Raw genomic sequence first — 15,602 nt, forward strand, 5'->3', positions numbered from 1 at the left:
GCTTATGTCAGATCTGGTTGCTATACCAGGCTGATTTTTCGTGATAAATCTTTCCCGTTCCCTTACCTCTTGATCGCTAAAACAGGCCACCATGACCGCCCTCAGAAATCTGTTTGCAGGTAAACAACTTGCAACAACTGTATTACTTATTTCTTCGCTGTTGCTGACGATCGGGCGAGGTCTGACGCTGCCGTTTATGACCATTTATCTTTCACGCGAATACCATATGGCGCTGAAGGATATCGGCCTGGCGATTACCGTCGCGCTGGTGGCCGGGGTGCTATTCAGCCTGTGGTTTGGCATTCTTGCGGACAAATTTGATAAGAAAAAGGCGATGCTGTTGGCTATCGTCATTTTCTTCGGCGGCTTTGCGGTGATCCCGCTGGTGCACCACGCCGGGCTGGTGGTGCTGTTTTACTCCATTATCAACTGTTCTTACACCGTGTTCTCCGTGGTGGTGAAGGCGTGGTTTTCCGAAACGCTGGACATCAGCCTGAAGCCCAAAATCTTCTCCCTCAACTACACCTTCGTAAACGTTGGCTGGACGGTTGGTCCGCCGATCGGCACCTTTGTGGTGATGTACAGCACCAACCTGCCGTTCTGGCTCTCCGCCATGACCGCCCTGCTGCCGATTCTGATGATTGCCCGTTACGTAAAAAGCCTGCCCGTAAGCACCAGCGCCGCGGATGTGGAAGACAAGGTTCTGCCGTCGCCCCGCATGATGCTGCGTGATAAACAGCTGATGTGGTTCACTACCTCGGCATTTTTAGGCTCGATGGTTTACGGCGCGTTCGCCGGCTGCCTGTCGCAATACGCGATTGTGATCGGCGATACCGGTCTGGCGGAAAAAGTGGTCAGCGTCGTGCTGTCGGTCAACGCCATTGTGGTCGTCGCTTTCCAGTACTTCCTGGGCAAAAACATTCGCCCCGATAACATCAAAAAGATGATGTTCTTCGGCACGTTGTTTTTCGTCTGCGGCCTCGGCGGCTTTATGATCTCTGGCACTAACCTGTGGCTGTGGGGCCTGTCTTCGCTGGTGTTTACCATTGGGGAGCTGATCTACGCGCCGGGGGAATACATGCTGGTCGACAACATCGCGCCGTCGGGGCTGAAATCAAGCTACTTTGCCGCCCAGCAGCTCGGCTGGCTTGGTGGAGCCTGCAACCCGCTGGTCACCGGGCTACTGTTGAGCTGGCTGCCGCCTTACATGCTGTTCGTGGTGCTGATGGGGACAATTTTACTGGCTTACTACGCCATCGTGATCGGCATGAATACGCCGCCCCGCCAGCCCATAACGGCCTGACGAGGCGCCGATGATTACACGTCTTTTTCGTATTTGATAAAGCCGGACTTCTTCGCCACTTTGTCATACAGCGTCTGCGCCGTGGCATTGGTTTCATGGGTATGCCAGTACAAACGAGAACTGTTGTTGGCTGCGGCGTGCTCACGTACCGCTTCAATCAGCGCCCGGCCAACGCCTTTGCCTCTCGTCTGCGGCGCCGCGAACAGATCTTCCAGGTAGCAATAATTCGTGGCAGACCAGGTGCTGCGGTGATAGAGGAAATGAGTGAAACCGAGCATGGTGCCCTGGTCGTCAAAAGCCCCGAATCCCCACAGCGGCTCCTGCGCATCCAGCATACGTTCCCACGTCAAATCGGTGACACTGTCACTGATTTGAGCATCGTAAAAGGTCAGATAGCCCTGCCAGAGCGCCTGCCACTGCGCCCGGTCGCCCGCCGTTAACAGGCGGACATTCACCTGGCGAGCGGGTTCGCTCTTCTGACGGCTAAGTACGTCGCGAATAGCTGCAAGCCCAACACGCTGTACGCCGTCAGCCATATTGTCCGCGGCAAGCCAGCGTTCAAACGCGCTTTTCACCAGCGGCCATTCGCCATCGGTGATGGAGAACCACGCCGTATCGCGGGTACGCCCTTTGTAGATGCCCATCTGGCGGAACACGCCTTCAAAACGGAAGCCCAGGCGCAGCGCCGCACGGCGGGATGGCCCGTTCAGGCTGTCGCACTTCCACTCATAGCGGCGGTAGCCCAGCGCTTCAAACGCATACTTCATCAGCAAAAAATGGGCTTCCGTGGCCAGAGCGGTGCGCTGCAGCCGCGGCGAAAACACCACAAAGCCGACTTCGATACTGCCGTTCGCCGGGTCAATGCGCATCAGCGACAGCGACCCGAGAGCTTTACCGTTGGCGTTGTCCACCACGGCGAAATGAAAAGCATCCGGGCTTTGTGCAGCCCCGGCAATGTACTGCATAAAATCAGCTTCGGTATCGAACGGCCCGACGCTGAGATAAGTCCAGCCGCGCGCATCTTCAGCCTGACTCCAGGCCTGCCAGAGCTGTGCCCCGTGCTGCGCCACACTTAATGGCTCGAGGCGGCAAAACTGCCCGTTTAACGTGACGCGATCCGGCAGCGGGCGACGCTGCCAGTCAGGAAGAGATAAGCCAATCGGCTGCTGGAAACTGTTGACGGTAAAAGACATGCTAACCTCTGGAATTCGATGGTGAATGTCGAAAACTATAGGCGCACAGAGGTTCAGCCAAAAGTACCACAATCGGTAAATTTTGGCAGACCACTTATATCGCCACCAGCCCCCGGACGCCCTCTTGTTCCATGGCGCTGCCGAGCCCGCGCTGGATAATTTCCCCGCGCGACATCACCAGATACTGGTCCGCAAGCTCTACGGCAAAATCGTAAAACTGCTCCACCAGCAAAATCGCCATATCTCCGCGCCCGGCGAGGTGGCGAATCACCTGGCCGATCTCTTTAATGATCGACGGCTGGATCCCTTCCGTTGGCTCATCCAGAATCAGCAGCTGTGGCTTACAGGCCAGGGCCCGGCCAATCGCCAGCTGCTGCTGCTGCCCGCCGGAGAGATCGCCGCCCCGCCTGAGCTTCATCTCTTTAAGCACCGGAAAGAGTTGGTAAATTTCGTCCGGGACGGCCTTTGCCTTCCGCCCGGAAAAGCGCGACAGCCCCATCAGCAGGTTTTCTTCCACCGTCAACCGAGGAAAGATTTCCCGTCCCTGTGGCACGTAGGCAATACCGGCCTGCACACGCTGGTGCGGCTTACGCTGGGTGATGGTTTGCCCCTGCCAGCTAATACTGCCGCTTTTCACCGGCACCAGCCCCATCAGGCTTTTTAGCAGCGTGGTTTTCCCTACGCCGTTACGCCCGAGCAGGCAGGTCACTTCCCCCACGCGTACCTCAAAACTGACGCCGCGCAGAATATGGCTGCCGCCGTAATACTGGTTTAGCTCATTCACCTGCAGCATATTTTCTCCTTAACGGCCAAGGTAGACCTCAATAACCTGCTCATTCGCCTGCACTTCGCGCAACGATCCTTCCGCCAGCACCTGCCCCTGATGCAGGACGGTAACGTGATCGGCAATGGTTTCCACAAAGCCCATATCGTGCTCAACCACCATCAGCGAATGCTTCCCCGCGAGGCTACGGAACAGCTCCGCCGTGTATTCGGTCTCGGCATCGGTCATGCCCGCCGCAGGCTCGTCCAGCAGCAGTAAATGCGGCTCCTGTACCAGCAGCATGCCGATTTCGAGGAACTGCTTTTGCCCGTGGGACAACAGCCCGGCCCGGCGATGGCGCTCCCCGGTCAGCCGCAGCGTTACCAGCATGTCATCAATGCGGTCGCGCTGTTCGCCGTTGAGTTTCGCCCTCAGGCTCGCCCACACCGACTTCTCGTTTTTCTGCGCGATCTCCAGATTCTCGAAGACCGTCAGCGCCTCAAATACCGTGGGCTTTTGAAATTTCCGGCCAATTCCCCGCCGGGCAATTTCAATGGGTTCCAGCCGCATCAGATCGATGGACTGATCGTAAAAAGCCTTGCCGCTTTGGGGTTTGGTCTTGCCGGTGATCACGTCCATCAGCGTGGTTTTTCCCGCCCCGTTTGGCCCAATAACGCAGCGCAGCTCCCCCACGCCAATGTTCAGCGACAGGTTGCTTAACGCCTGAAACCCATCGAAGTTAACGTTGATATTTTCCAGCGCCAGCACCGGGTCGGTCTGTTCGCGAAAGCGATCCGTGGGGTACTGGCGAGTAAACAGAGACTCGGCAGGCTGCATCATTTATCTCCTTTGCGCAGCAGGCCAATCACCCCGCGCGGTAAAAACAGCGTCACCAGAATAAAAATCAGGCCAAGGAACAGCTGCCAGTACTCCGGCACCGCCATGGTGAAGTAGCTTTTCGCCCCGTTCACCAGCCCTGCGCCTAATACCGGGCCAATCAGCGTGCCGCGCCCGCCCAGCGCCACCCAAATAGCGGCCTCGATGGAGTTGGTCGGCGACATTTCGCCCGGGTTAATAATGCCCACCTGCGGCACATACAGCGCCCCGGCTAAGCCGCACAGTACCGCAGAAAGCGTCCACACCAGCAGCTTGAAGCCCCGGGGATCGTACCCGCAGTACGTCAGGCGGTTTTCCGCATCGCGCACCGCCGTCAGAACGCGGCCAAACTTGCTGCGCGCCAGCCAGAACCCGAGACCAATGCTCGCCACTAAAAGCAGAACGGTCGCGATAAACAGCCCGATACGCGTCCCGACAGCCGTGACCGGCATCCCTAACAGCGTGGTAAAGCCGGTAAAACCGTTATTGCCGCCAAAGCCAGTTTCATTGCGGAAAAACAGCAGCATCCCCGCATAGGTCAAGGCCTGCGTCATGATCGAAAAATACACGCCCTTAATCTTTGAGCGAAAGGCGAAGTAGCCGAATACGAATGCCAACAGCCCAGGAACTGCCATCGCCAGCAGCAGCGCCCAGGCGAAGTGCTGTGTGCCAAACCAGTACCACGGCAGCTCGCTCCAGGAGAGAAACGACATAAACCCGGGCAGCCCGTCGCCCGCGGCCTGGCGCATCAGGTACATGCCCATGGCATACCCGCCGAGGGCGAAAAACAGCCCGTGCCCGAGGGAAAGTAACCCGGCATAGCCCCAGACCAGATCCAGCGCTACCGCAACGACGGCATAACAGAGGATCTTGCCGACAAGCGTCATCGTGTAGGTCGACAGGCTGAGCGGATTACTGGCTGGCAACAGGGTCAGAAACGGCAGCGTCAGCAGCAAAATCACCAGCAGCGTGCCCAGCCCCAAAGCCAGGCCCGGGGCTTTACGCCCGAGCGTTAAAGTCAGCGGCATACTCATCAGTCAATGACCCTCCCTTTGAGTGCAAACAGCCCCTGTGGCCGCTTCTGAATAAACAGTACGATCAACACCAGAATTAAAATTTTGCCCAGCACCGCGCCAATTTGCGGCTCGAGGATCTTGTTGAAGATGCCCAGCCCAAACGCCGCGGCCACGCTCCCGGCAAGCTGCCCGACGCCGCCCAGCACCACCACCAGGAAGGAGTCGATGATATAGCCCTGGCCAAGCTCCGGGCCGACGTTACCCAGCTGAGACAGCGCCACACCGCCCAACCCGGCAATGCCGGACCCAAGCCCAAAGGCAAGCATATCCACGCGCCCGGTCGAAACGCCGCAGCAGGCCGCCATCGCGCGGTTTTGCGTCACGGCTCTCACGTTCATGCCCAGCCGCGTTTTATTCAGCAGCAGCCAGGTAAACAGCAGCACCAGCAGCACAAAGCCCAGCACCACCAGACGGTTCCACGGCAGGATCAGGTTCGGCAGCACCTGCAGCCCACCGGACAGCCAGGCGGGGTTAGCCACTTCCACGTTCTGCGCGCCAAACAGCATGCGCACGATCTGAATCAGCATCAGGCTGATGCCCCAGGTCGCCAGCAGCGTCTCCAGCGGGCGGCCATACAAATGGCGGATAATCGTGCGTTCAAGCGCCATGCCGATCCCGGCGGTGATCGCAAACGCCACCGGCAGCGCAACCAGCGGATAAAGCGCCAGCCACGACGGGGCAAACTGCTGAAAAGCAGCCTGAACGCCCCATGCCGAGTAGGCCCCCAGCATCAGCATTTCGCCGTGCGCCATGTTGATCACGCCCAGCAGGCCATAAGTGATCGCCAGCCCCAGCGCGGCCAGCAGCAGAATCGAGCCCAGAGAAAGCCCCATAAATGCCTGGCCGAGAACATCCCCGAGCATCTGGCGACGTTCGATTTGGTGCAGCCCGTCAACGGCCGCCTGGCGCACGTTGGCATCCGGCTCCACGCCAGCATCAGTCAATGGCTTGAGCATCGCTTCGGTATCCGGGTCGGTGGACTTGCCCAACAGCTTAACGGCCTCCATGCGCACGGCGGCCTCCGGGCTGGCTAGCTCAAGGCGGGCGGCGGCCAGCTCAAGCGCGTCCCGCACGCTTTGCTCTTTTTCTGCGCTAATCCGCTTTTGTAAAACGGGCAGCAGCTCCGACGGAGCCTCTTTCTGCAAGGCTTTCGCGGCGTTTAAACGAGTGGTGACGTTGTCACTTATTAATTGATGGCTGGCCAGCGCCCCGGCGACTAAAACGCGCAGCCGGTTGGTTAAACGGAGCTTTTTGGTTTCCCCCAGCGGCTGGGCTTCATCGCCCAACGCCGTCAGCGTGGCACCGGTCTGGTTAAAAGCCGAATGCCCGTCCGTAACCAGTGTTTCCTGCTGCAACGCATTGAGCAGTGGTAAACGAGCGGGATCCGGCGCCAGCGTCCAGCTTTGCAGCAGGTCAGCCTGCGCCGTGCGGTTTGCCGCCGCAAACGTTTCTGCATCCCCGGCGGCGGCAAGCCCCGGCAATAATGCGGCCACAACCAGCAGCAGCCGGGCCAGTGTTGCTAATGTCATGGCGTTCTCCTGAATGGTTTTATCCTGATGCCCCTCACCCTAACCCTCTCCCCAGAGGGGAGAGGGAATAAAATGCAGAGGCTATCAACGCTTTTCCCCCTCTCCCTTACAGGGAGAGGGCCGGGGTGAGGGTAAAATGCGTCGAGGGGCGAACATCAGTTGCTGGCGGTCTTCACCGGCAGATCTGATTTCTTATCATTCCCCGGAATAAACGGGCTCCACGGCTGGGCGCGCACCGGCTTATCCGTCTGCCATACCACGTTGAACTGGCCGTTGCTTTCGATCTCGCCGATCATCACCGGTTTGTGCAGATGGTGGTTGGTGGCGTCCATGGTCAGGGTAAAGCCGGAAGGCGCGTTAAAGGTCTGCCCGGCCATCGCCGCGCGGACTTTATCCACGTCCGTCGTGCCCGCTTTCTCTACGGCCTGCGCCCACATGTGAATACCGACGTAAGTCGCTTCCATCGGATCGTTGGTGACCACGGTATTGGCGTTCGGCAGGTTGTGGGTTTTGGCGTAGGCCTTCCACTCGCTGACGAACTGTTTGTTGGTCGGGTTATCGACGGACTCGAAGTAGTTCCAGGCCGCGAGGTTACCCACCAGCGGTTTGGTGTCGATGCCACGCAGCTCTTCCTCACCTACGGAGAAGGCCACCACCGGCACGTCGGTCGCCTTCAGGCCCTGGTTCGCCAGCTCTTTGTAGAACGGCACGTTGGAGTCGCCATTGATGGTGGAGATCACCGCCGTCTTACCGCCCGCGGAGAATTTTTTGATATTGGCTACGATGGTCTGGTAGTCGCTGTGTCCAAACGGCGTGTAGACTTCTTCGATGTCTTTATCCTGGACGCCCTTAGAGTGCAGGAAGGCGCGCAGGATCTTGTTGGTGGTTCGCGGATAAACGTAATCCGTGCCCAGCAGGAAGAAGCGTTTCGCCGCCCCGCCGTCTTCGCTCATCAGGTATTCCACCGCCGGAATCGCCTGCTGGTTAGGTGCCGCCCCGGTGTAGAACACGTTAGGTGACATCTCTTCCCCTTCGTACTGCACCGGGTAGAACAGCAGGCCGTTCAGCTCCTCAAAGACCGGCAGCACCGATTTACGCGACACGGACGTCCAGCAGCCAAAGACCACGGCCACTTTGTCCTGGCTCAGCAACTGGCGGGCTTTTTCAGCGAACAGCGGCCAGTTAGACGCCGGATCAACCACCACCGGCTCGAGTTTTTTCCCCAGCACGCCGCCCTTAGCATTAATGTCGTCGATGGTCATTAACGCCACGTCTTTCAGCGGCGTTTCTGAGATAGCCATGGTGCCCGACAGCGAGTGCATGATCCCGACTTTGATGGTGTCCGCCGCATGGGCTGCGAAAGCCCACCCGAAGCTGACAACCGAAGCGGAAAGCGCGAAAGCTTTAACAAAGGTACGACGTTGCATAAGTCTGACTCCCCTGAAGTAACAATAAGTGATTAGCTCAGCTTGAATTGCCGGGCCTGGTGCAGCATATGAAGCGTTATCTGACGAACCTCTTTCTGACTTGCGGCGATGTGGTCGTGTAGTCGGGTTTGGGCCTCCTCAAGGTTACGGTCCCGGACGGCGAGCAGGATCTGCCCATGTTCGGCATAGGTTGCGCTGACGCGCGGCTGGCGGGTAAAGTCCAGCCTGCGCACAATGCGAATTTTTTCGGTGATCTCCCGGTGAACCCTCGCCATTTCAGAGTTACCCGCCGCAGAGACCAGCGTCATGTGAAAAGCCTCGTCGTGCGGGGCGACGTTCATTCCCTCAGCCAGCGGTGGTTCATCCAGCCAGAACTGTTTCAGCGCCTGCAGCGGCAGCGGGAAAACGGAGTCAGCCCGCTGGCAAAGCCGTTTCACCGCCTCCAGCTCCAGTACAATACGCAGATCGTAAAGCGCCTCGAGATGATCGAAATCGACCGCGCGGATCTGCCAGCCGCTGCGGGGCTGTACGTCGACATAGCCTTCCTGCTGCAGGGCATAAAGCGCCTGGCGAACCGGCGTGCGGCTGGCGTTCATGCGCTCCGCAATTTCATTTTCGCTAAAGCGGTCCCCTGGCAGCAGCAGGAAGTCGAAGATTTCCTGTTTGAGCTGCTGGTAGATGCGCTCGGCTACGGCTTCTGGTCGCTTTGGCATAGTGGTTTTCCGTGTCATTTTTACCCTCACCCCGGCCCTCTCCCTGGAAGGGAGAGGGAGGAAAAGTGAAGATCCTCTCCCTTCAGGGCGAGGGGAAAAAAAGTGAGTGCGTTTGCCTGTTTTTATCTCCTCATCCCGTTCGGGATGCGAGGCTCTGTTTTTATTCCCTCTCCCCTCTGGGGAGAGGGTTAGGGTGAGGGGCTAAATCCCCCTACACCGCCTCCAGCCACAGCAAAGCATCCCCAGGCCCCACCGGTCGGCCCTGCTGGCACTGGATCCGTACCACCTTGCCGTCGCATGGCGCGCTAACCAGCAACTCCATTTTCATCGCCTCTACGACGAGCAACGGCTCGCCCTGCTTCACGCTTTGCCCCGGCTCCACGAGGATCTTCCAGATATTGCCGTTGAGGTCGGCGCTCACCAGCTGTCCGGTCTGCTCCTCCTCCGGCAATTCCGCCGCCATCAGCGCGCTCTCCACCGCCACGCTCTCCTGCTCTTTCCAGTGCGCCACTTCGCTCAGGAAAGCTTCCTGCTGGCGGCTGCGGAAATTGGCAATATCGTCGGCGTTGTCCGCCAGAAAACGACTATATTCGGCAAAATCGAATTCAACGTCTTCGATCTCAACCTGCGCGCGCCCTTCCCGGAACGCCGTGCGGAACGCGGTTAGTTCTTCCTCGCTCACCGGGTAGAAACGCACCTGGTCGAAGAACTTGAGCAGCCACGGCTCGTCGCCAAACTGTTCGTTTTTGAGGAATTTGTTCCAGATGGGCAGCGTGCGGCCCACCAGCTGATAGCCCCCGGGCGAATCCATGCCGTAGATGCACATATACATTCCGCCGATCCCTACCGTGCCTTCTGCCGTCCACGTTCGTGCCGGGTTGTACTTCGAACTCAACAGCCGGTGACGCGGGTCGAGCGGCACGGCGCAAGGTGCACCTAGATACACATCCCCCAGGCCAAGCACCAGATAGCTGGCGTCGAACAGGATCTGTTTCACTTCATCGCGGCTTTGCAGCCCATTGGTACGCTGAATAAAATCCACGTTGTTCGGCAGCCACGGCGCGTCTTCCCGCACCGTTTGCTGATAACGTTCCACCGCCGCCAGCGTGGCGCTGTCTTCAAAGGCCAGTGGCAAATGCACGATGCGGGAAGGAATTTTCAGCTGAGTCACATCGCCCAGCTGCTTTTCAATGCCCAGCAGCAGCGTGAGCAGCTGGCTCTGGGATATACGCTGGCTGTCATAACGGATCTGCAGCGAACGCACGCCGGGGGAAAGCTCCTCAATGCCCGCCTGCGCCGCCTGGTGAATGGCCTGCATCAACAGATAAATACGCAGCCGCAGCGCCAGGTCGAGCACGTTATCGCCGTATTCAATCAGTACGTAGTTGTCGCCAGCCTGACGGTAAACCACCGCCGGAAGCGTACCCTGAGCGGGAATTTCCGCCAGAATCGCCTCGCTGGTTGTCGCGCCTGGCGCAATGGAGGGATGCAGATCCGGCAGGCTTCCACCGGCACATAGATTGGTCACCGCCACCTGCTGGGCAATTTCCAGCGACTGCGCGTGCTCAAAGCTGATGGCGTGGAAACGAATGCGATCGCCCGGCTTCACCTGCCCGACTTTCCACAACTCCGCTTTGGCAATGGTCACCGGGCAGACAAATCCGCCGAGGCTTGGGCCGTCGCGCGTCAGGATCACCGGGAAATCACCGGTAAAGTTCACCGCGCCGATGGCATATTCGCAGTCGTGCACGTTGGAAGGATGCAGCCCCGCCTCGCCGCCGTCGGCTCTGGTCCACTCCGGCTTAGGCCCGACAAGGCGCACGCCGAGCCGGTTAGAGTTGTAGTGAACCTGCCACTCGGCGTTGAAAAAGGTCTCCATTGATTCCGGGGTGAAGAAGTCCGGCGCGCCGTGTGGCCCGTAAAGCACGCCGATCTCCCACAGCTCGCCATACTGCGGGATCAACGCGGGTTCCGGGGCCTGCGGCAGGCTAATTGGCGCTGGCGTGGTGCAGGCCGGGAGACAAGGCTGGGAGATAGCCAGCACATCGGCCACCCGCAGCGTGCGCCCGGCGTGGCCGCCAAACTGGCCGAGGGCAAAAGTGGAGCGACTGCCGAGATACACCGGCACGTCAAAGCCGTTACGCACCGCCAGATAGGTACGGCACCCGCTGGAGGCTCTGCCGAGCGTCAGGATCTGTCCGGCTTTGACCACCGTGGGCTGCCAGAAGGTCACCGGCTGGTCATCCAGCGTGGCCGGGCAAGGCGCACCGGTCAGCGCGATGGTAGCCTCGCTGTGGAAACGCAGCGTCGGCCCCTGCAGGGTAAACTCCAGCCCGGCGGCGGAAGGATGGTTGCCGACGATGCGGTTCGCCAGGCGGAAAGCAAAATCATCCATCGGCCCGGACGGCGGCACGCCGATATCCCAGTATCCGAGGCGACCAGGACTGTCCTGAACGCTGCTCCAGGTGCCCGGCTCCAGCACTTCCACGGCCTGCGCCTGATAACTCACGCTGTCCAGCAGGCGCGTCCACATCACCCCGGCCTTAAACTCCGGCAGGCGGACGATCTGGCGCAGATAATCCAGATTGGTGGCGATCCCGTGCAGCCGGGTGGCTGCCAGCGCGTCGTTTAGTTTACTTAACGCCTGCAGGCGGTCATCGCCGTGAACGATGATCTTGGCGATCATCGGATCGTAAAACGCGCTGACTTCGCTGCCGGTGCTGACCCAGCCGTCAACCCGCACGCCTTCAGGGAAATAAACGTCGGTTAATACACCCGGCGACGGCTGGAAATTTTTCAGCGCATCTTCGGCATAAATGCGGACTTCAATAGCCGCCCCCTGAGGCGCTTCGGCCATTTTTTGCCAGTCCGGAGACGCGCCTGCCGCCACCTGCACCATGCATTCGATCAGATCCAGCCCCGTGACACATTCGGTTACCGGATGTTCAACCTGCAGGCGAGTGTTCACCTCCAGGAAGTAGAACGCATCCCGCGCGGCGTCGTAGATAAATTCCACGGTTCCCGCACTGCGGTAATCAACGGATTCACCCAGCGCCACGGCGGCACGGTGCAGCGCTGCGCGCGTGCTCTGCGGCAAATTGGGGGCTGGTGTTTCTTCGACAACTTTTTGGTTACGGCGCTGCAGCGAGCAATCACGCTCTCCTAAGGCAACCACCTTCCCTTTACCATCGCCAAAGATCTGCACCTCCAGGTGCCGGGCTTTATCGACAAAGCGTTCGATAAACACGCCGTCATCGCTGAAAAACTGCGCGCCCATACGCTTCACGCTTTCCCAGGCCTCAAGCAGCGCCGGTTCGCTGTCACAGCGGGTCAGGCCGATCCCGCCCCCGCCCGCCGTGGTTTTGAGCATCACCGGGTAGCCGATTTCCGCCGCCGCCAGCTGCGCTTCTGCCAGGGATGTCAGCAATCCGGTGCCCGGCGTCATCGGTACGTCTACGCCAGAAGCCAGCTCGCGGGCGCGGTGCTTCAGGCCAAAATCACTGATTTGCTGCGCGGTGGGTCCGATAAAAACAACGCCTGCCGCTTCACAAGCCTCGGCAAATTCCGCCCGCTCAGAGAGAAAGCCGTAACCGGGGAAAATCGCCTCCGCGCCACTCTCTTTTGCCGCCGCCAGTATTTTCTCGATATTCAGATACGTGTCGCTGGCCTTATCTCCGCCGAGCGCTATCGCTTCATCGGCATCAATCACGTGCTGAGCGCTGGCATCCGCGTCGGAATAAACGGCCACGCTGGTGATGTTCATTTTCTTCAGCGTGCGAATGGCGCGGCAGGCAATTTCACCGCGGTTGGCAATCAGAACCTTGCTAAACATAATCCCTCTCCTTAAGCGCCAGGTTGACGGGCAAGCCAGGCTTTCCAGCCGCCCCATGGGGTAATATCCGTGGCACCTTCTGTCGCACACGGTTCACAAATGAAGCCCTTCACGCTGCGGCCGTCCTGCAGAGTCAGCGTGCCGATCCCCAACGGCGCGGGAATTTCGGCAACAAACTCACCGAAGCGCGCAAGCGGGATATCCCACAGTTCAACGGCGATAGGCTGCCCTTCGGCGGCACGCACCAGGCCTGGCTTAGGCGGCTGGGTATTGGCCAGGGCATAAAGGCGATAGGTTTCTGCCGTGTGGGTTGCTTCGACGAAGACGGCGTTGCGGCCAGTTAGCTGGTGGTTAAGCGGCATTCCGCGCAAATGAGCGCCCACAACAGCGACGCGCACGAAGCTGCTGGCTGGTGTCATGGTCTTTTGTTCAGGCACTTTCTGGGACGTTGCTCCGGCAGGCAGATCATGCTGCGCCTGCCACTGCGCGCCAAAATGGCTGAGCGCAGCATCATGCCAGGCGGGTGCAATCAGCGTTATCCCAGCAGGCAGACCATCGGCCCGGAAATCCGCCGGAAGCGCCAGCGCGCTGAGGTCAGCCAGGTTGGTAAAGTTGGTGTAGGTGCCAAACTGCGAGTTATAGGCCACCGGCTCATCATGCATTTCCGCCAGCGTGTGAATCGTCGGCGATGTCGGCACCACAAGGGCATCAAACGCGGCGAGCTGCTGCTGAATACGGCGGGCAAGTTCAGCGCGGATGTATTCCGCCTGCCAGGCATCGCAGGCCGTGAAGCTCAGCCCTTTGGCGACGATCCCACGCACCGTGGGGTCCATCGCATCAGGATGCTTTTCGAGGATCTCTTTCACCGCGACGGTACGCTCGGCCACCCACGCGCCGTTATACAGCTGCTCGGCCAGCCGGGTGAAATCAGTGAAATCTACCGCCACCAGCTCCGCACCCATTGCCATTAACTTATCCAGCGCCAGCTGGAAAGCCTCTTCGCTGAGTTTGTCGCCGAAGAACGTCAGGCGATCTGGAATGGCAAAGCGCAGGCGCGGGCTGAAGCGAGCCGGGGCTGTATGAGGGTTGCTGCGGGAATAAGGATCGAGCGGATCGTATCCCCCTGCTACGTTGGCAACCAAAGACGCATCCGCCGCCGAATGGGCGAAGATAGAAACGCAGTCATTCAGGCGACAGGCAGGGACCACGCCCGCCGTAGACAGCCAGCCTTTGGTCGGTTTTAAGCCGACGATGTTATTGAACCCGGCGGGAACGCGGCCGGAGCCAGCGGTGTCGGTTCCCAGTGAGAAGCAAACCAACCCGCGAGCCACCACGGAAGCGGAGCCTGAACTCGAGCCGCCGCTGACGTAGTCCGGGTTGAAGCTGTTCACCACCGCGCCATACGGTGAACGAGTGCCGACGAGGCCGGTCGCAAACTGATCGAGGTTAGTTTTACCCACCACAATGGCCCCGGCGGCTCGAAGCCGCCCGATGACCGTCGCATCGCTGGCGGGATGATAAGTAAATACCGGGCAGGCGGCGCTGGTTGGCATCCCGGCTACGTCTATATTGTCTTTGACCGCAAACGGCACGCCAAATAGCGGGAAAGCCGTAGGCGTTTTTTCTCCATCATTAATGACCTGCAATAACGCCTTTATTTGCTCATTAATTTGCTGTTCGCTGGCGATATAAATCCACGCATTATCCTGGCGTGAAATATTGGCCATTAATTGCTGATAAGCGTCGGGCAACCTTTCCGGCTGCGCCTGGTAATCGGCTACCCACTGCGACAATAAAGCGACTGACATAAGCTGGCATCCCACCTGGTATACAAGATGGAATAGCTAAAGCAATTGCAGTGCCAATATTATTTCATGCTGTTTTAAAAGTGTTTTTTATTAAAAAATAAGTTTTAGTTATATTAAGAGCACCGCGGCGGGGCGTTATTTTAGTGCGCGTGAATAATTAAAGGGATATATCTGGCGGTGAATATAATACCTTCGCCGCCAGGGAGGATTATTTCCCGCTGCGACGAGCGGAAACGGTGGCTAATGCGGCCCAGTCGAGATGTTCATCGCCGTGGGCCAGCGCATCGAGGTAGTTATCCCGCAATACGCCTGCAAAGCCCATTGGCACATTTTTATTTTCCGCCGCCTGCTGAGCCAGGCGTACGTCCTTCAGCCCCAGCTTCATGGTAAACCCGGCCGGGCTATAGCGAGATTCGGCGATCATCGCGCCATAGTTTTTATACGCTGGCGCGGCAAACAGAGTGCTGGTCAGCATGCCGAGGAAATCCCCGGCGGCCACATCGTAGGCTCCAACCAGCGCAGAGGATTCCCCCATCGCTTCGATGGCGCTGGCGAGCATAAAGTTAGCCGCCAGCTTCACCGCCGCCGCCTGCTCTGGCCTGTCGCCAAAGCGCCAGGTTTTTTGTCCCAGCACATCGAAGATCGGCTGCACGCTGTCCAGCAGTTCAGCTTGCCCTGCGGTAAGGATATTGAGATTGCCCGCAGCGGCAACGTCCACGCGGCCCAGTACCGGCGCAGCAATATAGCGATGCCCGGTTGCGCTGGCTTTTTCCGCCATCTCATTGGTAAAAGCGACGGAAACCGTGGCCATGTTGATCCAGATTGCGCCCTGCGGCAGTGCATCGAGCGCGCCCTGCTCAATCACCACACGGCGGCTGGTGTCGTCGTCGGCCAGCATCGTGATCAACACTTCGCTGTCGGTGAACGCTGCTGGCGTGGCGCATATTGTCGCCCCTTTCGCTTTTAAGGCTTCCGCAGGTGCGGGAGAACGGTTCCAGACGGCAACCTGATGCCCGGCTTTCAGCAGGTTTTCGGCCATTGGCTGGCCCATACCGCCCAGCCCGATAAATCCAATACGCATA

The 15,602-nt window shown here is 59.0% G+C and carries 11 protein-coding genes; 1 reads left to right on the plus strand and 10 read right to left on the minus strand.

Translation table 11 applies throughout. The features are described 5' to 3' along the window. Positions 1–91 precede the first annotated feature (91 nt). A complete protein-coding gene (locus tag LH86_RS16300) occupies positions 92–1,303 on the plus strand; it encodes an MFS transporter (RefSeq protein ID WP_052045602.1) in 1,212 nt (403 codons plus the stop codon). Positions 1,304–1,317: 14 nt separating this feature from the next. Here the strand turns inward: LH86_RS16300 and LH86_RS23045 are convergent, their stop codons facing one another. From LH86_RS23045 to LH86_RS16350, 10 genes are all read right to left on the minus strand, one after another. Next, positions 1,318–2,496: a GNAT family N-acetyltransferase gene (locus tag LH86_RS23045; protein ID WP_039303455.1), complete on the minus strand. Its 1,179-nt coding sequence runs from the start codon at positions 2,494–2,496 to the stop codon at positions 1,318–1,320. Between the two features lie 94 nt (positions 2,497–2,590). Then, on the minus strand, positions 2,591–3,289 hold the full coding sequence (gene urtE, locus LH86_RS16310; protein WP_039303457.1) for an urea ABC transporter ATP-binding subunit UrtE: 699 nt from the start codon (positions 3,287–3,289) through the stop codon (positions 2,591–2,593). Positions 3,290–3,298: 9 nt separating this feature from the next. Beyond that, positions 3,299–4,096: an urea ABC transporter ATP-binding protein UrtD gene (urtD, locus tag LH86_RS16315; RefSeq protein ID WP_039303459.1), complete on the minus strand. Its 798-nt coding sequence runs from the start codon at positions 4,094–4,096 to the stop codon at positions 3,299–3,301. Then, on the minus strand, positions 4,096–5,169 hold the full coding sequence (gene urtC, locus LH86_RS16320) for an urea ABC transporter permease subunit UrtC (protein WP_039303461.1): 1,074 nt from the start codon (positions 5,167–5,169) through the stop codon (positions 4,096–4,098). The genes urtD and urtC overlap by 1 nt, the downstream gene beginning before the upstream one ends. Continuing rightward, entirely contained in the window at positions 5,169–6,740 is a 1,572-nt protein-coding gene (gene urtB, locus LH86_RS16325; RefSeq protein WP_039303463.1) for an urea ABC transporter permease subunit UrtB, read from the minus strand. The genes urtC and urtB overlap by 1 nt, the downstream gene beginning before the upstream one ends. Positions 6,741–6,895: 155 nt before the next feature. Further along, positions 6,896–8,167 (minus strand): urea ABC transporter substrate-binding protein, encoded by a 1,272-nt coding sequence (urtA, locus tag LH86_RS16330; RefSeq protein ID WP_039303466.1) that lies wholly within the window; start codon positions 8,165–8,167, stop codon positions 6,896–6,898. A gap of 32 nt (positions 8,168–8,199) precedes the next feature. After that, positions 8,200–8,880, minus strand: coding sequence for a GntR family transcriptional regulator (locus LH86_RS16335; protein WP_081943025.1), 681 nt, complete (start codon positions 8,878–8,880; stop codon positions 8,200–8,202). A gap of 211 nt (positions 8,881–9,091) precedes the next feature. Then, on the minus strand, positions 9,092–12,712 hold the full coding sequence (gene uca, locus LH86_RS16340) for an urea carboxylase (protein ID WP_039303472.1): 3,621 nt from the start codon (positions 12,710–12,712) through the stop codon (positions 9,092–9,094). Positions 12,713–12,723: 11 nt separating this feature from the next. Then, positions 12,724–14,520, minus strand: coding sequence for an allophanate hydrolase (atzF, locus tag LH86_RS16345; RefSeq protein WP_039303475.1), 1,797 nt, complete (start codon positions 14,518–14,520; stop codon positions 12,724–12,726). A gap of 208 nt (positions 14,521–14,728) precedes the next feature. Further along, a complete protein-coding gene (locus LH86_RS16350) occupies positions 14,729–15,601 on the minus strand; it encodes an NAD(P)-dependent oxidoreductase (RefSeq protein ID WP_039303479.1) in 873 nt (290 codons plus the stop codon). Position 15,602: the final 1 nt, after the last annotated feature.

Origin of the sequence: Cedecea neteri (genome assembly GCF_000758325.1) — a bacterium.
In the GTDB taxonomy this organism is placed as follows: Bacteria; Pseudomonadota; Gammaproteobacteria; order Enterobacterales; family Enterobacteriaceae; genus Cedecea; species Cedecea neteri_B.